The organism is Agarivorans sp. MS3-6 (assembly GCF_054112545.1).
Genome location: NZ_CM134202.1, coordinates 3,173,290 through 3,193,748 on the forward strand (window position 1 = coordinate 3,173,290; position 20,459 = coordinate 3,193,748).

A 20,459-nucleotide genomic window follows, 5' to 3' on the forward strand; every position below is an offset into this window, starting at 1 on the left:
TCGAGAAAAAAAACGATGGTAGTATTTCCACTGATAACCAGTGGATTGCTGCTGTTACCGTTAATTTTCGGCTTTATCGATACATTGTTACCGGCTTTTGGCTATTTTCCGTTAGCGGGACATAGCCGCTTTAGTTTCTCTGCATGGCAGAATTTGTTTGCCCAGCCTGCATTGTGGTCTGGCATTGCCTTAAGCTTGTTTAGTGGTTGGGCTGCAACCTTACTTTCCTTATTTAGCGCCTTTTGGATAGCAATGCACTGTTATCACAGCGCTTGGTGGCGGCTATTAGAAAAAAGCCTAGCGCCATTCTTAGCCATTCCTCATGCGGCAATGGCGATTGCCTTATTGTTTTTATTGGCGCCTAGCGGCTGGATTATGCGCTGGTTATCACCTTGGTTGACCGGCTTTGCTTATCCGCCAATGTGGACCACCACACAAGACAGTTGGGGGATTAGCCTTATTCTAGCGTTGTGGATAAAAGAGCTGCCATTTTTACTGCTGGTAGTGATGGGAGCTTGCTCACAGCTGCCAGTTAAATCGAGCTTAGCGATTGGTCAAAGTTTTGCCTACTCAGCAGCGCAAGTGTGGCGCAGCGTGCTGATCCCGCAGTTGCTTAAAAGGATCCGCTTGCCACTATTTGCAGTGTTAGTCTTCTCACTCACCGTGGTTGATGTGGCGCAAATTATCGGCCCCAGTCATCCGGCCACATTGGGTTTACTCGTGTGGCAGTGGTTTAGTGATAGCAATATAGAGATGCGTTTAACGGGTGCCGCTGGTGCTTTATTGTTGTTGGTGGTGGTGTTATTCAGTTTGGCTGGCGCTCTGCTATTGGAACAACTCTATCTTAGGTTTAATTTGCGACGGACTATGCAAGGCATTCGCCTTAAAGCATCGAGCGCGACACCTGCGCGGGTCTTCTTACTGATTACCGTGTTGATACTTGCCTTAAGTGTGCTGCTTATTGCTATTTGGTCTTTTGCGTGGCGCTGGCGCTTCCCTGAGGGGCTGCCGTCACAATGGAGCCTACATTATTGGCAGCAAGCAGAAACCTATCTCTACCAGCCTTTAAGCAGTAGTTTGTCTATCGCAATGTTATCTGCGGGGCTTAGCTTAATCTTGGTTGTAGGGTGTTTAGAATTTCAACACCAACGCCGACAGCATTCAGGCTGGTGGTCGCTGGTGATGTACTTACCGTTATTATTGCCACAAGTAGTGTTTTTGTTTGGTATGCAGGTGCAGCTATTTAAGTTCCACCTTGATGGTCTGTTTATTAGCGTGGTATGGGCACATTTGGTGTTTGTTTTACCGTATGTGTATTTATCGTTAGTCGATAATTATCAAAGCTATGATCAACGTTACATGCAAGCGGCGGTGAGTTTGTCACAAAGCTATTGGCGTAGCTTTTGGCGGGTAAAAATCCCCATGCTAACTAAACCTTTACTGCTGGCTTTTGCGATAGGTTTTGCGGTAAGTATTGCCCAATATTTGCCGACTCTGTTTGTTGGTGGCGGGCGAATTAGCACCTTGACTACTGAAGCAGTGGCATTAGCGTCAGGGGGGGATCGCAGAGTGACTGCGGTCATGGTCATTTGGCAGATATTGTTGCCGCTAACGGTATATAGCTTTGCCATCATCTGGCCCAAATGGCGTTATCGTCATCATCGAGGAATGTAAGTCTTGCTAACAATCAACAATTTTAGCCTGCAGTCAGCTGAACAGCGATTAATGGCTGACATTAACTTAAGCGTGGCGCCAGGAGAAGTGTTAACCATCATGGGGCCCAGTGGCTGTGGCAAATCTACTTTTTTGGCGGCTATTGCAGGCACCCTAGATGCTACATTTAACTGTAGCGGAAACCTATTATTGGCAGGGGTGAATATTATTGATTTACCCCAAGCCCAGCGACAAGTGGGGATATTGTTTCAAGATGACTTGCTGTTTCCACATTTTAATGTAGCGCAAAACCTTCAGTATGCTTTAGCCAAGTCACAGCAGGCCGATGCTAAACGGATTATTGCTCAGGCTCTGATGGATGCGGGTATGCAGGGCTATGAATTGCGTGATATAGCGAGTCTCTCTGGTGGTCAAAGAGCCCGAGTTAGCGTATTACGTAGCTTATTGGCCCAGCCAAAACTGCTGTTACTGGATGAGCCATTTAGCAAGTTAGATAGGCCTCTGCGTAAACAATTTAGACAGTTCGTAAAAGAGAGAATTGAGCAACTTAATATTCCCGCTATCTTGGTTACCCACGATCGTGACGATAGCTTACAGGGAGCGCCTGTAGAATTGTTTAGCGGTGTTTGACGTTCTTAGTATTAAGTATTCGTTGATATTTTGCCGCAGTAGCGGGTTAAGCATATACTCTCATTGAGCCAAGCTGTTGCTGTTTAGCTTTATTTGATAAGCTAAAGTTACCTGAGGCTTATTGTTGTGGAGCATGGGCTACAGGGCTCAATTCATGGGATTTATAAATAACAATAATGAGGACGAAGATGAACAAATTGATACTTGCTATGGCAATGTTACTTCCGTTTGTTGTATCAACCGCTAATGCGGCTCCAGCCAAAGCGCCTTTGTGCGCAGCTTGTCACGGTGCTGAAGGTAAAGCGATGATACCGGGTTATCCCCACCTAGCTGGTCAGAATGAGCAATATTTGATTTCTTCTTTGAAAGCTTATAAAGACAAGCAGCGCAATGGCGGCCAAGCGGCAATAATGCAAGCCCAAGCTGCGGCACTCAGTGATGGTGAAATCGCAGAGCTTGCGGCTTACTTCTCAAAAATGTAAGTCATTCTCTTTATCACTAGGCCAGCCTTGAGCTGGCTTTTTTGTGGCGCGAGATCACAGTGTTTTAATAAGCAGCATCACAACAAAATGTTACTTGGTGTCATCTCCATAATCCCGCATAATAGGCGCCAGTAAAAGACAACCGCAATGATAGATTATGGCAGCCACAGCGCCCCCTCGTAAATATAAAGAGAAAGACAAGAAGCCTAGAGACTCTCAGGTAGATCAGCTGAAAACACCTCCTCACTCCCTTGAAGCGGAGCAGGCGGTACTAGGCGGTCTGATGCTGGACAACAATGCTTGGGATAACGTCGCCGAGCAAGTGGTTGAGCAGGACTTCTATCAGCGCGCTCATCAATTTACGTTTGCTGCTATGACTCGCCTTGCAGAGGCTGGCCAACCGATCGATTTGGTGACCGTTTCAGAAGAGTTAGAGCGACAAGAGCAATTAGAAGATATCGGTGGTTTTGCTTACTTAGGTGAAATTGCCAAAAATACACCGAGTGCGGCGAACATTCGAGCCTACGCCGAAATTGTGCGAGAGCGAGCGGTGACCCGGGAATTGATTGCGGTAGCCAATGAAATTGCTGACAGTTGTTATGAGCCGGCAGGCCGTAAGAGCAGTGATTTATTAGATTTTGCCGAGAGCAAGGTGTTTAAAATTGCTGAGTCGCGGGCTAACGCCAACGAAGGCCCAAAAGAAGTGAAGGGTCTATTAGCAGCAACCATTGATAAAATTGAAGAACTATATAAATCGCCGAACGACGGTGTAACCGGTGTCTCGACTGGTTTTGCTGATTTAGACAAGAAAACAGCAGGCTTGCAAGGCTCCGACCTAATTATTGTTGCTGCCCGTCCATCGATGGGTAAAACTACCTTTGCGATGAACTTATGTGAATACGCAGCAATGACCCAAGATAAACCCGCTCTGATTTTTAGTTTGGAGATGCCCTCTGAGCAAATCATGATGCGGATGTTGGCCTCGCTTGGGCGAATTGACCAAACTAAAATCAGAACCGGCGCCCTAGATGATGACGATTGGGCAAGATTATCGTCTACTATGGGTCTTATGGCCGAAAAATCTAAGATGTATGTGGACGACTCCTCTGGCTTAACCCCCACCGAAGTTCGCTCTCGCGCCCGTCGTGTGGCGCGAGAAGAAGGCGGGCTTAGCATGATCATGATTGACTACTTGCAACTGATGCAAGTGCCGGGTCTTAGCGACAACCGAACCTTAGAAATTGCCGAAATTTCTCGCTCGTTAAAATCTTTAGCAAAAGAGCTAAACGTGCCGGTAGTCGCTCTTTCACAACTTAACCGTGGTTTGGAGCAGCGGGCAGATAAACGCCCAATTAACTCAGATTTGCGTGAATCAGGCTCAATTGAGCAGGATGCCGATCTCATTATGTTTATTTATCGTGATGAGGTATACCACGAAGACTCCGCGAATAAAGGCATGGCAGAGATTATTATCGGTAAGCAGCGGAATGGTCCTATTGGTAGAATTGCACTGACCTTCCAAGGCCAGTTCTCTCGCTTTGATAACTGGGCGGGTGAATTTTACGATGACGAATAAAGCTTAATGAATATAGCGAATGCTGCCGTGTCACTATCGGCACTCCAGCATAACTTAGCAGCGCTGCGCGCTTTAGCGCCAGCCAGTAAAGTGTTGGTGGTGATCAAGGCTAACGCTTATGGGCATGGCATGTTGCAGGTAGCTAAATGCTTACAACAATATGCTGATGGCTTTGCGGTTGCGCGCACGAATGAAGCTTTAACGCTGCGACAAGCGGGTATAAACAGCAAACTATTAGTCTTGGAAGGATTCTTTGACGAAGCCGAAGCATTGATATTAGCCAGCAATGATATCTCTACGGTTATTCATAGTGAGCAGCAATTAATCCAATTAGAAACACTCAGGCTGCCAAACCCTCTTGATACCTGGATTAAGCTAGATACAGGAATGCATCGTTTAGGTTTGTTACCCGAGCAGTTTACCGCGCTGATGCCTCGCATAGAGGCTTGCCACAACATTCAAACTAAGCCTACTTTTATCAGTCACTTTGCTTGCGCTGATGAGATTGAACATCCACTGAATCGTAAGCAAATCGCTCAGTTCAATGATCTCTGTGAGGGCTATGATGTCGAAGCATCGCTAGCTAATTCTGCTGGCATTTTGTTGTGGCCAGACTCACACAAAGATTGGAATCGACCTGGTATCTCTATTTACGGGATATCGCCGCAGATTGACAATACCGGCAAGGATCTTAACTTACTGCCGGTGATGACTTTGCAATCCAATTTGATTGCTGTTCGTGAGCATCCTAAGGGTGAAACGGTGGGTTATGGCGCCACCTGGCAAGCAGAGCAAGATACTCGCTTGGGCGTGGTGGCAATGGGTTATGGTGATGGCTACCCTCGAAGTGCTCCTAGCGGTACACCGGTTTGGGTTAACGGGCGTTTAGTCCCTATTGTTGGTCGCGTATCGATGGATATGTTATGTGTTGATTTAGGCGCTAAGGCCACTGATTCTGTGGGTGACAGGGTGGTACTATGGGGGGCCGAGTTACCGGTGGAGACGGTAGCAAAAGCAGTAGGAACCATCGCCTACGAATTGGTCACTAAACTTACCTCACGAGTTCGATTAAGTTATATAAAGTAGTATTTACAAGTGCTTGCTTTTAGGCTATTAATTGGGTGCTGGTTTATTAATCTATTATTCAATAGGTTTTAACTATCAAACTGATTGATTATAACAATTCGTTTGTTCGATGAAATTAGCGCATTATTTGTAGCGATATTGATAACCCAAATTAACAAGGAATACGAAATGAGTGTTTTAGTTGGTCGTCCTGCTCCAGACTTTACTGCCGCAGCTGTTCTAGGTAATGGCGAAATTGTTGATAGCTTTACGTTAAGTGAGCATATCAAGGGCAAAGCCGCAGTAGTGTTCTTTTACCCACTAGATTTTACTTTTGTTTGTCCTTCTGAGTTGATCGCTTTTGACCACCGCTTTAAAGATTTCCAAGATAAAGGTGTTGAAGTGATTGGCGTTTCTATTGATTCTCAATTTTCTCACAATGCATGGCGTAACACTGCGATTGAAGACGGCGGTATCGGCCAAGTTCAATACCCGCTAATTGCAGACGTTAAACACGAAATCTGTAAAGCGTATGATGTTGAGCATCCTGAAGCGGGTGTTGCATTCCGTGGTTCTTTCTTGATTGATACTGCTGGTGTTGTTCGTCACCAAGTAGTCAACGATTTACCACTAGGCCGTAACATCGATGAAATGTTGCGTATGGTTGACGCATTAAACTTCCATGAGAAACACGGTGAAGTTTGTCCTGCACAGTGGGAAGAAGGCAAAGAAGGTATGGATGCAAGCCCTGAAGGTGTTGCTAAGTACTTATCTGCAAATGCTGAAGGCCTATAAAAAGGCGTTAATTTTTACTGAATATGAAGCTCGCTTTTAGCGGGCTTTTTTTATGCCCTAAATCTCGCTTTCATCCCGATTGTCAAATAGACCGTGAGCCCTTAAAAGGTTGTTTGCGCTTAGCAACTGTACTGATATTGGTTTTTTCGCATAAGCTTATTGTGGGTGGTGGCTTGATTGCCCCCCTTTCGAGCATAGGAGGTTTCAACAATCATGAATCAATCCGAATTAGCTTTAGTATTAGCAGGGCCTATTTTACGTCGCGTATCTCAACATCAAGTGGGTATCTGGTTGGCTACCTCGCAAGCCGTTTCGTTGAGTATTCGCTTTTGCCCTGAAGACCAAGCTGCGATTGAGCTTAATCCGGAGCAGATAGATGACTCAGTGCACACGCTCAAAGCAGGCGAAAACATTTACTATCACTTGTTAGACATAACACTGGCGCCGGCCTTACCCTTAGAAACATGGATTGCTTACGATTTACGGTTACAGGTAGATGGCAAGCGCGAATGGCTTTGCTGGCAAGACTGGGCGCCAAATTTGGTGTATCCAGCATATTCATTGCCTGGTTTTAGGGTACCGGGTAGGGTCAAAAACTTACTGCATGGTTCTTGTCGTAAGCCCCACCATAATAGCAGTGATGGTTTGGTGAGCGCTGATGCATGGTTGGCTAAAACACCACCACAACAGTGGCCTAGTTTGCTAATGATGAGCGGTGACCAAATCTATGCTGATGATGTAGCTACGCCGATGTTGCTGGCGATTCACCAGTTGATTAAACGTTTGGGCTTTAGCACTGAGAGTTTCAGTGATGCCGTTATTAATGATAGCCAGCAACTGCACAATGATGAGCCACACTATTTACAACGACAACACTTGTTACCGCGCGACTCGAATCAAGAGGGGGCCTATAAGGCTCTGTTTTCAGGGGTGAAAAAGCCTATATTTACCTCTGATAATGCTAATAATCATTTGATCTCTTTGGCAGAAGTCTTAGCCATGTATTTGTTAGTGTGGTCGCCCAGTGTATGGCAAAACATAGATTTAAGCCCGCCCGAAGATTTGTTGTCAGAACATCGAGATAACTACCTTAAACAACAGCAAGTTATCGCGAAGTTTTCAAAGGGACTGGCTAAGGTGCAGCGGCTAATGGCGCATTTACCTTGCGCCATGATGTTTGACGACCATGATGTGACCGATGATTGGAATTTGACAGCCGCTTGGGAGCAAAGCGCCTATGGTCATGCCTTTTCTAAGCGGATTATTGGTAACGCTTTATGTGGATACTTCATTTGCCAAGGTTGGGGGAATGCGCCAGAAAACTTCTCTGAGGAATTGCTTGCTCAGGTACAAGCTAGCCTGGCAAAACCCGGCGAAGACACCCATTTGGCAATTATCGATGATTTTCTTAGCTTCCCTCATTGGCACTATCTCTGGGATACTCAGCCAAGCTTAATCGTGTTAGATACACGAACCCACCGTTGGCGCTCTGAGCGCAATCTAGCCTCGCCGTCGGGGCTGATGGATTGGGAATCTTTAACCAATTTACAACAGCAGTTGCTTGGTCAAGAGGCGGTAATAATGGTGTCACCCGCGCCGGTTTTTGGGGTGAAGTTGATAGAAGTGATTCAACGGATATTTACCTGGTTTGGTAAACCCTTGTTGGTGGATGCTGAAAATTGGATGGCTCACCCAGGCTCAGCTAATGCTTTATTAAATTTGTTTCGACACCCTAAAACCCCTAATCATTTTGTTATTTTGTCAGGTGACGTGCATTACTCTTTTGCTTACCGAGTCGAATTTAGAGGGCGTTATCGTGGACCCGATATATGGCAAATAACCAGCAGCGGTATTAAAAATGAATTCCCAGCAAAGCTGTTGGATGTGTTTGATCGGCTCAATCGTTATCTGTATTCGCCTAGATCGCCGTTAAATTGGTTTACTAAGCGTAGACGGATGAAAATCATACCTCACCGTCCGCAAGGCGCAGCCCGTGGAGAGCGTTTATTAAATGCCGCTGGTATTGGTTTGTTAAGGCTAAACGCCGACGGCTCACCCAGTGAGGTATTACAATTAGTTGGAGAGGGGAAGGTGATTGCCTTTGAGTTAGAAGAGCAAGCTGCGCGCTGGGAATAGCGGCAAAATAGTAAGGTGAAGCGTGGCTAGTGATTGAGCGTGCAATGCTGAGTTATCCGCGGGGTTTAAAGCGAGTCATGGGCTTGTCTGCTGTGAACTCTCAGCGTATTTGTTCAGTTGTAAGCCACTATTGGTGAAAGCTTGTTTCATCTTTTGAGCGAAATATTTAGGCGGGTTCAAAGTTTACTCGATTGCTAATAGCTTCGCTCTGTAACAAGGCCAATTAGGTTTAAGATTACCCACTCACTGTGCTCATTTCTGAGTGCTTATGCCTAGCCGTAACAAAAGGTGAAAAAATGCAATTAAAAGATAAATGGGCGCTAGTCACTGGTGCAAGCCGCGGTGTCGGCTTGCGCGTTGCTAAAGCCTTAGCTGCCGAAGGCGCTAAAGTTATTGTGCATAGCCGACAATTAGATAGCTCTAGAGTGGTGGTTGAACAGATTGAAGCAGCTGGTGGGCAGGCTGTCGCGGTTGCGGCTGAGCTGTCGAAACGCGCCGATGTGCAGCGTTTAATTGCCGAAGTAAACACGATTACTGCTGCTCACTTGGCTATTTTGTATAACAATGCCGCAATCATGACTCCGTGGTCTGATACTTATCAAGTGAGCGCAGACGACTACGCAAACAGTTTTGAGGTTAACTGCATTGCCCCAGCCAAGTTATGTGATGCCTTTATACCACAGATGATTAAACACGCCTTTGGTCGAGTCGTGAACGTGACCTCGGGCATTGCCGACCAACCACAGTTAATGGCCTACAGTTGTTCAAAAGCTGCTTTAGACCGCTATGTTCGGGATATGTTACCTAGCATCAGTGGCACTGGAGTGGTGATGAGTCTGATGGACCCAGGATGGTTACAAACAGATCTAGGCGGTGAGCAAGCACCTAATCATCCTGATTCCGTGATCCCTGGAGCGTTAGTGCCTATTTTACTGGCCAGTGATGCGCCAAGTGGTCAGCAGTATAATGCCCAAGATTACGCGCAATAGAATGGGCTAAACCTATACGGATATCAGGGGGGAAATTTGCAATCCCGCCATTTAGTTGCTTTATTGCTACTAGATGGCGTTTTTTTGTCTAAACTAAGCTCAGGTGCGTAATTTGATTACTTTACCCTGCCTTTACATGCTGATATGTTTGATATTTAAGCTGTCGGGTTGCAGGACTGCGCCTAACAGATTTTACTTTACATAGCCCTGAGCATTTTAGGGAAGCGAGTGAACGCTTTCTTATTTGGAGGTTTGGATGACCGAACGAGAATTGCTGTCCCGTGTTAACGAACTACCTAGAATATCTCAAGTGGTACAAGAGCTGGTTGATATGCTTAATCACCCAGACTGCGAATTTTCAGCACTAGCCAAAAAAATCGCGATGGACCAAGTGATTAGTGCTCGAGTACTACGTTTATCTAATTCTGCGCATTTTGGTCGAAGTAGAACCATTGCGTCAATTAATGAAGCGGTTATCCGTTTAGGATTAGCTCCTTTAAAGACGATGATCGTTGTTTCTTGGCTTACCGGCGCTTTCCCCAAAGTTAAAAACCTTAACCTGCGTGATTTTTGGTGTGATAGCTTTGAAATCGCCACTATTGCTAGCAAAATGGCAGAAAAGCTGTCGATCGATCCAAATGAAATGTTTACCGCAGGGATCCTCCATAATATAGGCGATTTGATGATTTATACCTTGGTGCCAGATGTCGCCAATGAGATAGCGATTCGTCAGGCCAAAGGGGAAGACCGGATTGCTTTACAGCAAGAATTATTAGGTATTAGTTACGATAAATTAGGTGCCGAGTTGGCTCGTCAGTGGAAGTTTCCGCCTCGTCTGGTTGATGCTATTGAATTTCACATCACGCCTGAACAAGCAAAAATAGAACCGCTTCGAGCGTTTATATTGCATTTTTCTTGCCAAATCCATCGTGACTGGGATGCACTAGAGAGCGAAGCCGCAAAAATAGACTATTTTGCCAGCCACGCCAATACTGGACGATTGGTTTTACCCTCATCTTTTTACCTTACCATTGATAAAGTGCGAGGGCAGGGGCGAGAGATGGCGGTACAAATGACCGCTTAAACCGATTAAGCGTTTAATAGCTGACGGCGTTTATGTTTTAATAGGCGGGTACATTAGCTAGCGGAACCCCCTGTGACCTCATCAAATGAAAAGCGCCTAAATAAATTTATCAGTGACTCTGGATTTTGTTCGCGCCGAGAAGCCGACAAATTAATCGAACAACAACGAGTAACGATTAACGGACAAAAGCCCGAGCTGGGAACTAAAGTTCAAGTTGGAGACAAGGTCGCGGTTGATGGGAAGCTAATTAAAGCGATTGCCGGTAATAAATCAGACCGTGTTTATATTGCCTACAATAAACCTGTTGGCATAACCAGCACCACCGAGCTGCATGTTAAAGGTAATATGATCGATGCCATTGGACATAAACAACGTATTTTCCCGATTGGTCGCTTAGACAAACCTTCTGAAGGTTTGATTTTTCTCACTAGTGACGGCGATATAGTGAATAAGATCCTACGTGCCGAAAATGCCCATGACAAAGAATACGTAGTAACCGTAGATAAGCCCTTAAGTGAGCGTTTTGTCGAGCGAATGTCTCGTGGTGTACCGATTCTGGATACTGTTACCAAGCCTTGTAAAGTAAGAGTTAATAGTAAATTTGTATTTACCATTATTCTCACTCAAGGTTTAAACCGACAAATTCGCAGAATGTGTGAGTACTTGGGTTACGAAGTGACCAAACTGAAACGTACACGGATCATGAATGTACGTTTAGATAATTTAAAACCGGGCCAATGGCGCAACCTCACTAGCAGTGAAATGGCCGAGATTAATCAAGCTGTCGCCCACTCAAGCAAAACCGCTCCTGAGCTAAAGCCCGCTTCTGAAAAAGTCATTGTTGTGAATAAGAATGCCACTCAGCCGAGGCGTAACAAATTGCAACAGGCCCAGGCTAAACGCAGTGGTAAGCCGATTTTGAGCTTAAAGAAAAAAGCCCCTTAGCCTTTGCTTAATATAGCTGGAGAGAGTGATGTTCCTTTATTTGGGCCTTCTTGATGATCGATAAACAAGCGCGAAGCTATTTAGCTGAAATGGGCATTGATGTTTGGCAAACCAGGCCTACAGTTGCGAGTAAAACTATTACACCACTGCCTGCATGGCCTTTAGTGATTGTGGTTGAGCCTTTAGTGCTACAACAGCATCAAGATCTATTTAAAGGGATCGTTGCAGCAATGAAGCTGGAGTGGGAGGCTATTTGCTGCGTCAGTCAGCAACATTTCCCAGAAGGATACCAAGGCTGGGTTTTATGGGCTGATGCCAATACACCGCCTACGGCTCATCCACATGTATTACAGTGTGATCCCGAATTGTTGGCGTCAGATCGCCAAGCTAAACGTGTTTTATGGCAACAAATATGCACTCAGATCCTAGCCCCCAAATAAGCCCTTTGTCAGTGATGGATGTACCGGCGATGCTAAATATCGAGCAGCAGGCCCATACCCATCCTTGGAGTCGTCAGTTGCTAAGTAGCAATTTTGGTGGCTTATACCGAAACGTAGGTTTATGGCAACAAAACCGACTACTGGCTTATATTATTTTGCGAGTTGTAGCCGGTGACGCTGAGCTGATTAATATTGCCGTAGATCCTGAATACCAAGGTCAAGGTTTAGGCAAGCGCTTAATCTTAGAAATGCTTCAGCTGGCTAAGCAGCAGCAATGGCAGCAAATACTGCTAGAAGTGAGACAAAGTAACCATGTAGCTCAAGCTTTGTATACCAATGTTGGCTTTATTGAAATAGATCGGCGCAAAGCCTATTACCCTTGCAGCGAGCAAGGGCGAGAAGATGCGTTAATTATGCAGTTGTTCTGCGTTGACTAGGCTGAACACTTATTTACCAATGCCACTGAAAGTGAAGACCTTGGTAATTACTGCCGCCTTTAATCCGACCAAACAACGATGAATTTTCGAAAATGCCTGAGCGGTGGTGAATGTTATAACCTAGCCACATGTTTTCCATTTCAGGTTTTCTAAATAAATCACCTAAGTTTAAGTCAAGCGAGAAGTCCAAATAGTTAAGCAGCTTACTTGGCTTGTAGCCTTTACCGTCTTCGGCTAACTCTGACTCTTCAATATAGGTAATATTTGTGGTGTAAGATAAACCTTCAGCCACACCAAAACGCCAGCGCAATGGCCAAGTAAAGGTGTAGTAAGCCTTAAACGCCACAATGTATTCTAAGATAGGCTCTTGCACCTCAGAGCTGTGATGATAAGCCAGACCCGGAGTGAGGTAAACATCAATTGGGAACCCTAACAAAGTCTCACTCAGTAGGTGACCATAGAAAATAGAACTTAACTGATTATTGTACTCATCTTTCTCTGCGTTAAACCTAATTATTTCACTTAAGTTAGAGGGAGTAGCCCAAGCATGAGAAACCCGTAAATAGCCTTTCGGCCAGTCACCTGATGTTGTTTGGTATTGTTTATTGAAAAAACTTATACCTAAGAAGCTCTCTAGCTGAAAATCTTGATCGATAATCTCAACTTTTTGGGTTTCTTGGCCAAAGTAGGTACCACCAACACGGCCTACCAAATAGAAATCGCGCCAGACTCGATAGCGCATATTGATTCCCGCTTTCAAATCGATATCGGCTTGAGTTTCAAATAGCTCCAGCCCATAGTAACGAGTATTGTAGTCACTGCTTTTTAGGTGGGCTGTCGCATAAGGGGCAAAATACCAATCTTTATAATATTTTTGCCATGTTAGCCCAAGGTTGGTGTGAAATTTACCGGTATCATCACTCAGTAATTCTACGTTAAATGAATAATCTGGTTTGAATCGCCATTGACTACGCACGCCGTAATCAATGCCATCTCCGCGAATTTGGTTTTGATAATCTGCTGGAATATCAAAGAAGCGATAGCGGCCCATGACGGCAATATCGAAATCATCTTCTTTCCATAATTTATAACCGGCTTCTAAACCATCTAAATAAACCCGGTCGCCTTTGTAAAAAAGCAAAGGTACTATATCGGCTACGCTATTGGATTCAGATTGAAAAGGAATGGTGGCGTTGCGAAAACCAAAGGCGATGCCCCAATCGTTATTCATCGGCCCTTCAAGCATTTTACTGGCAGAGCTAGTAAAGCTTATCGATAACAATGCGGCGAATAATAACTGAGTGATTATTAATTTAAGGCGGTGCTTCACCGGTTTCTACGTCCATGTTAGCGGCTTCTCGTGCCAATATTGTCGCACGGCTCACCGATAAACTAAAGCTCGCTTCAGATAAGGGCATGAAATTACCCTTTTTTAATGTTTGTTGGGCTACCCATATTTGGTTCATCTCAAGCACCAAATAGCTAGAAATTGGATATTCTTCATCAAAGATAACAAACATGGAGGGGTAGGTATAAAGCTTAAAGCGAGCGGCAAACTGTTCGTGTCGCCGGTCAGTATCGATATTCACCTGCACTTTTACGTGGTCTTTTAGTAACGTTTTTATCTGGGGATTATTAAGATAGTTCTGCTCAAATCCGATGCAGCGCTGGCAAGCTTGACGCCGTAAATAAAGAAAAACCGGTCGCTGGGTCAGTTTAGATTCACGAATTGCCGCATGATAACCGGATATGTCAAATAGCCAGCCATCTTTAGCGCTGACCCCACGGTCTTTAACGTGATAAATGAAAATATAGCTCAGCGCTGCACCGCCAAGTGCAATTAGCAACAGGCTAAAGACGACCTTTTTAATCGGTTCTAAGCGCATTAGTGGATAATCCTGCCTGTCATTATTGCTCGTGAGTGGTAACAGCCTTAACTAAGTTATCGGCTTAATTGTAGTAAGCTTTAATGACGTGAGTAAACCTAAGCGTAGTGACGGCTTTTGATAATCTTAACTTACGCCTGTTGTAATCGTGGTTCAGGCTCTAAAGCTTAGCTGATGCATTGGGTAGGCGAGCATTGATACTGTCGGTGATGTCCAATGCCTTTGTCATTGAGAGTATGCTTACATTGTTAATGCTGGTGCTAACTGCGTGATGAGCCGTGAAATTCATGGCACTAGTGACTGCCATTTTTAGCGCGCTTTTATCAATTTTTAGGTTTCATCCGTAAATCACATTATTGGCCGGCAGAGGCAAACCTTTAGAGAAAAATGAAAATAAAAAAGCCCTGTAAATACAGGGCTTGGTTTAAGCAGGTTTTAGCAATATTTTATTTACTAAACTCAAGTACTGTTAACTGCTCACCCAAGTAGGCGGTGTTGTTGCCTGGTGTTGGGTAAAGCTGAGCACTACGGCTGCCATCATCGTTGTCGGCTAGCGCGATGTTCCAGTCAATGCGTTTACCTTTTAGGCTGTCAACCGGCAGTTCAATAGCAAATTGCATAATTGTACCGTCTTCATTCCAGTTAGCTACCCGCTTACCTGGAAAGGTGTTTTTCTGGAAGTCTTGACCGACAATGCTGCGCAGCTGCACGAACTCTTCACCAACTTTAATAAAGATTTCTATGTTGTCAGCTTGCCAATCGTCGCCGCTAGTAACTGTTTTGCTGTCACGACGATGTACTACGCCATACAAGGTGTTACCAGAGTAAGCCACGCGCCAGCTGCCACTAATAATATCTTGGCTTGGAGGCGTTTGGTCTGCAGAGTTTAGCTGGTTAAAGGCAAACGGATAGTGGTAAGCATTGGCCCATTGTGATGCGTCAAATGCGGTATTGGCATCTAGACCTTCCACAGGCTCAGCTTTGAAACTGACAACTTGGCCTTTTAGCTTGTCACTGATTTCGGTGTTTTGAGCGGTAAAGAATACCTCACCAAAATCGTGTCCTTGCCAACCGTTGTTAGTACCAGGTACAGGGTACAGTTGAGCGTGGCGACCAGCATCAGAGCCTGCGTCATTATCAGCTAAAGCAATATTAAAACCTAATGTCGTACCTGATAAGGTATCGGTTTGCTTAGGTGTGATTGAAAACTCTAATACCGTACCGTCTTCGTTCCAGTAGTTTTTGATATCGGCTTGGAAAGCAGTAGGTGCAAATTCTTCACCAACTAATGCGCGAATTTGCGCAAACTCTTCACCAAAACCTAGGAATACTTCAACAGAGTCGTTTTCCCATACTTGAGCTTTATTACTGGTCACCGTTTTGTCGTCTTTACGTTCTACGCGCCCATATAAGGTGTTGTCGTCGTAAAGTAAGGCAAAGCGACCCGAAATATTACTCTCTGCAGGTAAGGTTAAATCTTTACCGCCCAATTGGTTATAGGCAAATGGGTAAAATACCGCATTGACCCATTTTGCAGCGTCACCGTCTAAGGGCATTGCCTGCTTGGCTTCATTACTAATAAAGGCTTCAAAGCGGCGACCCGTGTCAGCCATGGGTGCAGGTGGCTCCCAATCAAACTTACCTTGGGCTTTATCGGCGAATACTTTGTTTACGGCTAAATAAGCGGGTTTTTCTTTATATTGCTTATCAAACATTAGGCCATGGTCGTAACCTTTAAACCAAGATGGGATCCAACTGTATTTATCAGTAATACCCCAAGTGGTTAAAAAGTTAACGCTATCGTAGTAGGCGGTAAGTTTTGCCAAATCTTCATACATATTGGCTTGCTGTTGCAAGGCACGGTCTGTCGCTTCACCTTGGATTCGAATATCAATTTCGGTGAAGTGAAATTCTAAACCCAGTTCCTGAATGCGCTCGATATTAGCGGCAATATCGGCCACGCGAGGTTGAACACTCGCAACGAAGTGAGCTTGCGTACCGATACCATGAATTGGCACCCCTTGATCTTTCAATTTTTTCGCTAAGCGGTAGGCGGCATTGGCTTTAGGGCTTTTACCTTCGGTCGAGTAGTCGTTGTAAACTAAAATAGCATCAGGGTCGGCTTTGTGAGCAAATTCAAAGGCTTTGGCGATATAATCTTCACCTATGGCTTTGTACCAAATGGTTGGGCGCCAGCCTCCGTTATCATCTAAGGCTTCGTTTACTACGTCCCAGTATTTTACCTTGCCCTTATAATGGCTAACCACTGCAGTGATATGCTCTTCCATGATTTTAAGCATTTCTTCTTTAGAGAAATTGCCTTTTTCTAGCCAGTCAGGGTTTTGAATGTGCCATACCAAGGCGTGGCCACGAACGGTCATATTGTTCTGTTGGGCAAAGTCGACCAGTTGATCTGCTTTGTCAAAGGTGAATTGACCACGCTCTGGCTGCAGGTAGCTCCATTTCATTTGGTTTTCTGGGGTGAGCTGATTGAATTCGCGCGCTAGCGTTTCGGCAAACTGCTTATCTTGTAGGTGACGGGTTTCTAATGCTGCACCAATAAATGTTTTTTGGTCTTTGACCAAATCACGAAGGGGTTCGGCGTTTACTTGTAATGTACACAAAGCCGCTGCGAGTGCAGCCACTTTAATCAGTCCTGTTTTAAATGCATGCTGTCGCATGAGTCATACTCCTTAAACTATTTATAGCTTCGGAGCTACCTTAGCCTTCCATCATTATAAGTAGCACTGCGAAACTTAATAATGGGATTGCGAAAACACACTAATGTGAACTGTTTCAAATTTGTAAACAAACTGATGAAAAACTTCTATTTAATAGATGCTTAGTTTAGTTGTGTAATGCGTTTTTTATCAGGTAAGACATTTCGCTAAGAGGGAAATAACAGGCTGGAATCGAAAAAACGTATTATATTTTAGTCTTTTGTCGCGCCTTCTTCGGCATCGGCTGGCTCTATTTGGCTTAAGTTTGCTACTGCTTTTTCTGCTTCTAAGGCTGCGCGTTCAGCTTTGGAAATGTAACGAGGTTTATTGCTTTTTTGATTTTTAGCATTCATTTTTTTCTGCTTTTTCTTCAAGGTGTCGTTTATTTTCTTCTTACGATTCATAGTATTTATCTCCGCACAGTTGCTTGATGGCTCAGAGCATAGCAAATTTCTGTTTTAGCTGCTCAGTAAGTTGAGTATGAATAGGTTTAGTCAATTTACCCTAGCGCTTATTAAGTCATTGTCGTTATAGTCGTACACAAGCTGGTAAATGGATCTGTCGATGAATACTCACACTCCGCTAGGTAAATTTAAGTATCGATATCAATTGGGTAAGCAAAGTTATGGTTTTCATAATTTAGCCGACTTGATGGCCAAGGCCACGCCTGAGCGCTCGGGAGACACGCTGGCTGGTGTTGCGGCTGACAATGCGCAGCAGCGTGTGGTAGCGCAAATGGCGTTGGCCGAGTTGCCGCTTAAGCAATTTTTGCAGGAACCCTTAGTGCCCTACGAGCGCGATGAGGTAAGTCGCCTAATTATTGATGAGCATAATGCTGAGGCTTTTTTAGCGATATCCCATTTTACCGTGGGGGATTTTAGAAATTGGCTACTGAGTGATCAGGCAAGTAGCGCAATGCTGGCGCAGGTCGCCGCGGGTATTACCCCTGAAATGGCCGCCGCGGTGAGTAAAATCATGCGTAATCAAGATTTGATTCTGGTGGCTAAAAAATGTCGAGTGGTTACTGCTTTTCGCTCTACCATAGGGTTAGCGGGGCATTTTTCCACGCGTTTACAACCTAATCACCCTACCGATGATGTCAGAGGTATTGCCGCGAGTATTATTGATGGCCTAATGTATGGCAGTGGTGACGCAGTAATAGGCATTAACCCTGCTAGCGATAATGTGGCACAAACGGTTAAGCTGTTACATCTCATAGACGATGTTCGAACTCACTATCAAATTCCGACCCAAAGCTGCGTATTAACCCATGTGACGAATACAATTGAAGCTATAGAACAGGGCGCACCGGTTGATCTGGTATTCCAGTCAATCGCTGGAACTGAAGCGGCCAATGCTAGTTTTGGGCTTAATCTCGATTTATTAGCCCATGCGCAGCAAGCTGCATTAAGTCTTCAGCGTGGCACCGTGGGCAATAACCTCATGTATTTCGAAACCGGCCAAGGCAGTGCTTTGTCGGCCAACGCTCATCATGGCTTAGACCAACAAACTTGTGAGGCAAGAGCCTATGCGGTTGCACGTAAATTTGATCCTTTATTGGTTAATACGGTCGTAGGTTTTATTGGACCAGAGTACCTATACGACGGAAATCAAATCACTCGAGCTGGCCTCGAAGACCATTTTTGCGGCAAATTGTTGGGCTTACCGATGGGCTGTGACGTCTGTTATACCAACCACGCTGAGGCTGACCAGAATGACATGGATAACTTATTAACCTTATTGGCAGTGGCGGGCTGTAACTTTGTGATGGGAGTACCGGGATCTGATGACATTATGCTTAATTATCAAAGTACGTCTTTTCATGATGCCTTATATATTCGGCGTGTATTGGGGCTTAAACCGGCGCCTGAGTTCGATAGTTGGTTGCAGAAAATGGCTATCAGCAAAGCTGGGCAGCCGTTTAGTTTACAAGACCAGTTGCCAGCAGCGTTTAGCCAATCTTTAATCGAACTCTCTCAGCGAAGGTAAGCAATGACTAAGCAAAAAAACATAGCAACCGTCAAACAGGACGACTGGCATGAGCTTAAGCAACTTAGCGATGCGCGTATCGCCTTAGGGCGAGCGGGAGTAAGTTTACCGAGTCAGCATCAATTAGCCTTTCAATTAGCCCATGCTCAGGCACAAGATGCGGTGCATTATCCTTTAGCGTTGGCCGAATTAACAAGCCAACTAGAGGATGTGTTTACTGATTCAGCCCACAGCATTGTTAGTTTGCATTCTAAAGCCACCGACAGAGCGAGGTATTTACAACGGCCCGATTTAGGCCGCCGTTTAGATGCTGCTTCAGTTAAACAGCTCAAGTCTGTCGCGACTAAACAGCGTGTTGACTTAGCCATCGTGATCGCCGATGGATTATCAGCTTTAGCGATATCACAACATGCTTGCGCCTTCTTAGGTTGCCTATTTGAGCGATTTGAGCAAGATCCACAAGCTTGGACATTGGCGCCTGTGAGCATAGTGCAGCAAGGGCGGGTGGCGATTGGCGACGAAATAGGTCAGTTGCTTAATGCTGATGCAGTATTGGTATTGATTGGTGAGCGCCCTGGTTTAAGCTCGCCCGACAGTATGGGCTTATACATGACTTGGCAGCCAAAGTTAGGCTTGAGTGATGAAGCGCGAAATTGTATCTCTAATGTAAGAACTGCCGGTCTAAGCTATCAGCAGGCGGCCAACAAACAACATTATTTATTGGCTAAAGCCAGATCGCTGAAGCTATCAGGCGTTGCACTTAAAGAAGATTATCAAGCGGAGGCATTGGTGAACTCGAGCCCGACCCAACTGGCTTCCAGTGAAGAAGATAGTTGAAGCTTGACGCAACAACTAGCTACTAGCATCCTTGCCGGTCATCTAAATGAATATTTACGCAGCTTGACTTAGCGCCTGCTGGGCTTGTTGTTGCAGTTGCTCGGCCAAATCGAAAGGTAAGCGCAGTGCATACGCCAAGCTATCCAGATGGGCTTGTTCTGTCGCTTGGTCTAAATCGATAGCAAAGCAAGAGATTAAGTACAGTTCTGACTTTTGCTCAATGCTTGCTGCACTAGCGGCCAACTCTCCCACTGATACCGGATTGCGCATTAGTTCAAACAAGGTGTTTTTTGTTTCATTGCTTAAAGCCATTTGCTCGACCGCATCAAAGATCCGCTGTTGCTCTATTTCGTCAATATGCCCGTCGGCCTTTGCTGCTGCTATCATGGCCTTGACTAAAGTTAGCTGAAAGTCATCGCTCAAGGTCGCTGGTGAGCTAAAACTCGCCTCGTTAACTTGGCTTAGGCTCGTGCTAGAGTGGCCTTGGTCTGAGGGCTTTGACTGCTTCTTCCAATTACTGAAGGCGCTATAAGCTAAGCCGCCTAGCACTGCTGCACCCCCATAGGTGGCCGCTTTACCTGCCACTTTGCGTGCAGATTTATTACTCACCAGTAAAGCCATTAGCCCACCAGCGGCCGCGCCGCCCACTAATCCACCAGGTATATTGTTAGTTATTGAACCCAGCACGCCGCGTTCACTTCCATTTTGCTGATTTTGTGGGGAGCCCGATGGCTGCCCTCCCACAAATTGGTTTAATAGATTTTTAATCGTCAT

General features: G+C 45.2%; 19 protein-coding genes. 14 read left to right on the plus strand and 5 right to left on the minus strand.

Annotated features, from left to right (window positions below; translation table 11 throughout):
• Window positions 1-15 precede the first annotated feature (15 nt).
• The 12 genes from ACVFI8_RS14560 to rimI all read left to right on the plus strand — a co-directional run bounded on the left by ACVFI8_RS14560 (window position 16) and on the right by rimI (window position 12,253).
• A complete protein-coding gene (locus ACVFI8_RS14560) occupies window positions 16-1,674 on the plus strand; it encodes an ABC transporter permease (protein WP_457871729.1) in 1,659 nt (552 codons plus the stop codon).
• Between the two features lie 3 nt (window positions 1,675-1,677).
• Window positions 1,678-2,304 carry an ATP-binding cassette domain-containing protein gene (locus ACVFI8_RS14565; RefSeq protein WP_457871730.1) on the plus strand — a complete coding sequence of 209 codons (627 nt, stop codon included), beginning with the start codon at window positions 1,678-1,680 and terminating at the stop codon, window positions 2,302-2,304.
• A gap of 188 nt (window positions 2,305-2,492) precedes the next feature.
• Entirely contained in the window at window positions 2,493-2,786 is a 294-nt protein-coding gene (locus ACVFI8_RS14570) for a c-type cytochrome (RefSeq protein ID WP_457871731.1), read from the plus strand.
• A 157-nt stretch (window positions 2,787-2,943) separates the two neighbouring features.
• Window positions 2,944-4,362 (plus strand): replicative DNA helicase, encoded by a 1,419-nt coding sequence (gene dnaB / locus ACVFI8_RS14575; RefSeq protein WP_248712848.1) that lies wholly within the window; start codon window positions 2,944-2,946, stop codon window positions 4,360-4,362.
• Between the two features lie 6 nt (window positions 4,363-4,368).
• Window positions 4,369-5,448, plus strand: a complete 1,080-nt coding sequence (gene alr / locus ACVFI8_RS14580; protein WP_457871732.1) for an alanine racemase — start codon at window positions 4,369-4,371, stop codon at window positions 5,446-5,448.
• 168 nt (window positions 5,449-5,616) lie between these two features.
• Window positions 5,617-6,222 (plus strand): peroxiredoxin C, encoded by a 606-nt coding sequence (locus tag ACVFI8_RS14585; RefSeq protein ID WP_457871733.1) that lies wholly within the window; start codon window positions 5,617-5,619, stop codon window positions 6,220-6,222.
• 213 nt (window positions 6,223-6,435) lie between these two features.
• Window positions 6,436-8,358, plus strand: coding sequence for an alkaline phosphatase D family protein (locus ACVFI8_RS14590; protein ID WP_457871734.1), 1,923 nt, complete (start codon window positions 6,436-6,438; stop codon window positions 8,356-8,358).
• A 296-nt stretch (window positions 8,359-8,654) separates the two neighbouring features.
• The gene (locus ACVFI8_RS14595) at window positions 8,655-9,347 is read left to right on the plus strand and encodes an SDR family NAD(P)-dependent oxidoreductase (RefSeq protein ID WP_457871735.1); all 693 of its coding nucleotides are present in this window, start codon (window positions 8,655-8,657) and stop codon (window positions 9,345-9,347) included.
• A gap of 256 nt (window positions 9,348-9,603) precedes the next feature.
• Complete coding sequence (locus ACVFI8_RS14600) at window positions 9,604-10,431, plus strand: HDOD domain-containing protein (RefSeq protein ID WP_457871736.1); 828 nt, start codon at window positions 9,604-9,606, stop codon at window positions 10,429-10,431.
• A gap of 72 nt (window positions 10,432-10,503) precedes the next feature.
• Window positions 10,504-11,376: a 23S rRNA pseudouridine(2604) synthase RluF gene (gene rluF / locus ACVFI8_RS14605; protein WP_248712842.1), complete on the plus strand. Its 873-nt coding sequence runs from the start codon at window positions 10,504-10,506 to the stop codon at window positions 11,374-11,376.
• A gap of 53 nt (window positions 11,377-11,429) precedes the next feature.
• On the plus strand, window positions 11,430-11,816 hold the full coding sequence (locus ACVFI8_RS14610) for a DNA polymerase III subunit psi (RefSeq protein WP_457871737.1): 387 nt from the start codon (window positions 11,430-11,432) through the stop codon (window positions 11,814-11,816).
• Entirely contained in the window at window positions 11,789-12,253 is a 465-nt protein-coding gene (gene rimI, locus ACVFI8_RS14615) for a ribosomal protein S18-alanine N-acetyltransferase (RefSeq protein ID WP_248712840.1), read from the plus strand. The genes ACVFI8_RS14610 and rimI overlap by 28 nt, the downstream gene beginning before the upstream one ends.
• A 13-nt stretch (window positions 12,254-12,266) precedes the next feature.
• On the opposite strand, the gene ACVFI8_RS14620 is transcribed toward rimI, so the two are convergent.
• From ACVFI8_RS14620 to ACVFI8_RS14635, 4 genes are all read right to left on the minus strand, one after another.
• Entirely contained in the window at window positions 12,267-13,583 is a 1,317-nt protein-coding gene (locus ACVFI8_RS14620; protein WP_457871738.1) for a MipA/OmpV family protein, read from the minus strand.
• On the minus strand, window positions 13,567-14,139 hold the full coding sequence (locus ACVFI8_RS14625; RefSeq protein ID WP_457871739.1) for a thioredoxin family protein: 573 nt from the start codon (window positions 14,137-14,139) through the stop codon (window positions 13,567-13,569). Before ACVFI8_RS14625 ends, ACVFI8_RS14620 begins: the two co-directional genes overlap by 17 nt.
• Window positions 14,140-14,585: 446 nt before the next feature.
• A complete protein-coding gene (locus tag ACVFI8_RS14630) occupies window positions 14,586-16,820 on the minus strand; it encodes an endo-1,4-beta-xylanase (protein ID WP_457871740.1) in 2,235 nt (744 codons plus the stop codon).
• A 251-nt stretch (window positions 16,821-17,071) separates the two neighbouring features.
• Complete coding sequence (locus tag ACVFI8_RS14635; protein WP_457871741.1) at window positions 17,072-17,263, minus strand: DUF2986 domain-containing protein; 192 nt, start codon at window positions 17,261-17,263, stop codon at window positions 17,072-17,074.
• A gap of 160 nt (window positions 17,264-17,423) precedes the next feature.
• Here ACVFI8_RS14635 and ACVFI8_RS14640 point away from each other — a divergent pair, with 160 nt between their 5' ends.
• Window positions 17,424-18,848 carry an ethanolamine ammonia-lyase subunit EutB gene (locus ACVFI8_RS14640; RefSeq protein WP_457871742.1) on the plus strand — a complete coding sequence of 475 codons (1,425 nt, stop codon included), beginning with the start codon at window positions 17,424-17,426 and terminating at the stop codon, window positions 18,846-18,848.
• A 3-nt stretch (window positions 18,849-18,851) separates the two neighbouring features.
• A complete protein-coding gene (eutC, locus tag ACVFI8_RS14645) occupies window positions 18,852-19,685 on the plus strand; it encodes an ethanolamine ammonia-lyase subunit EutC (RefSeq protein ID WP_457871743.1) in 834 nt (277 codons plus the stop codon).
• A 54-nt stretch (window positions 19,686-19,739) separates the two neighbouring features.
• On the opposite strand, the gene ACVFI8_RS14650 is transcribed toward eutC, so the two are convergent.
• Entirely contained in the window at window positions 19,740-20,459 is a 720-nt protein-coding gene (locus ACVFI8_RS14650; RefSeq protein ID WP_457871744.1) for a tellurite resistance TerB family protein, read from the minus strand.

What these genes read in the sequence shown, in the direction of transcription:
- ACVFI8_RS14570 (WP_457871731.1), top strand. Translation starts at nt 2,493, where the DNA reads ATGAACAAATTGATACTTGCTATGGCAATGTTACTTCCGTTTGTTGTA.
- ACVFI8_RS14560 (WP_457871729.1), top strand. Translation starts at nt 16, where the DNA reads ATGGTAGTATTTCCACTGATAACCAGTGGATTGCTGCTGTTACCGTTA.
- alr (WP_457871732.1), top strand. Translation starts at nt 4,369, where the DNA reads ATGAATATAGCGAATGCTGCCGTGTCACTATCGGCACTCCAGCATAAC.
- eutC (WP_457871743.1), top strand. Translation starts at nt 18,852, where the DNA reads ATGACTAAGCAAAAAAACATAGCAACCGTCAAACAGGACGACTGGCAT.
- ACVFI8_RS14630 (WP_457871740.1), bottom strand. Translation starts at nt 16,820, where the DNA reads ATGCGACAGCATGCATTTAAAACAGGACTGATTAAAGTGGCTGCACTC.
- ACVFI8_RS14650 (WP_457871744.1), bottom strand. Translation starts at nt 20,459, where the DNA reads ATGACGATTAAAAATCTATTAAACCAATTTGTGGGAGGGCAGCCATCG.
- ACVFI8_RS14585 (WP_457871733.1), top strand. Translation starts at nt 5,617, where the DNA reads ATGAGTGTTTTAGTTGGTCGTCCTGCTCCAGACTTTACTGCCGCAGCT.
- ACVFI8_RS14600 (WP_457871736.1), top strand. Translation starts at nt 9,604, where the DNA reads ATGACCGAACGAGAATTGCTGTCCCGTGTTAACGAACTACCTAGAATA.
- ACVFI8_RS14595 (WP_457871735.1), top strand. Translation starts at nt 8,655, where the DNA reads ATGCAATTAAAAGATAAATGGGCGCTAGTCACTGGTGCAAGCCGCGGT.
- dnaB (WP_248712848.1), top strand. Translation starts at nt 2,944, where the DNA reads ATGGCAGCCACAGCGCCCCCTCGTAAATATAAAGAGAAAGACAAGAAG.
- ACVFI8_RS14635 (WP_457871741.1), bottom strand. Translation starts at nt 17,263, where the DNA reads ATGAATCGTAAGAAGAAAATAAACGACACCTTGAAGAAAAAGCAGAAA.
- ACVFI8_RS14625 (WP_457871739.1), bottom strand. Translation starts at nt 14,139, where the DNA reads ATGCGCTTAGAACCGATTAAAAAGGTCGTCTTTAGCCTGTTGCTAATT.
- rimI (WP_248712840.1), top strand. Translation starts at nt 11,789, where the DNA reads ATGCACTCAGATCCTAGCCCCCAAATAAGCCCTTTGTCAGTGATGGAT.
- ACVFI8_RS14640 (WP_457871742.1), top strand. Translation starts at nt 17,424, where the DNA reads ATGAATACTCACACTCCGCTAGGTAAATTTAAGTATCGATATCAATTG.
- ACVFI8_RS14610 (WP_457871737.1), top strand. Translation starts at nt 11,430, where the DNA reads ATGATCGATAAACAAGCGCGAAGCTATTTAGCTGAAATGGGCATTGAT.
- ACVFI8_RS14590 (WP_457871734.1), top strand. Translation starts at nt 6,436, where the DNA reads ATGAATCAATCCGAATTAGCTTTAGTATTAGCAGGGCCTATTTTACGT.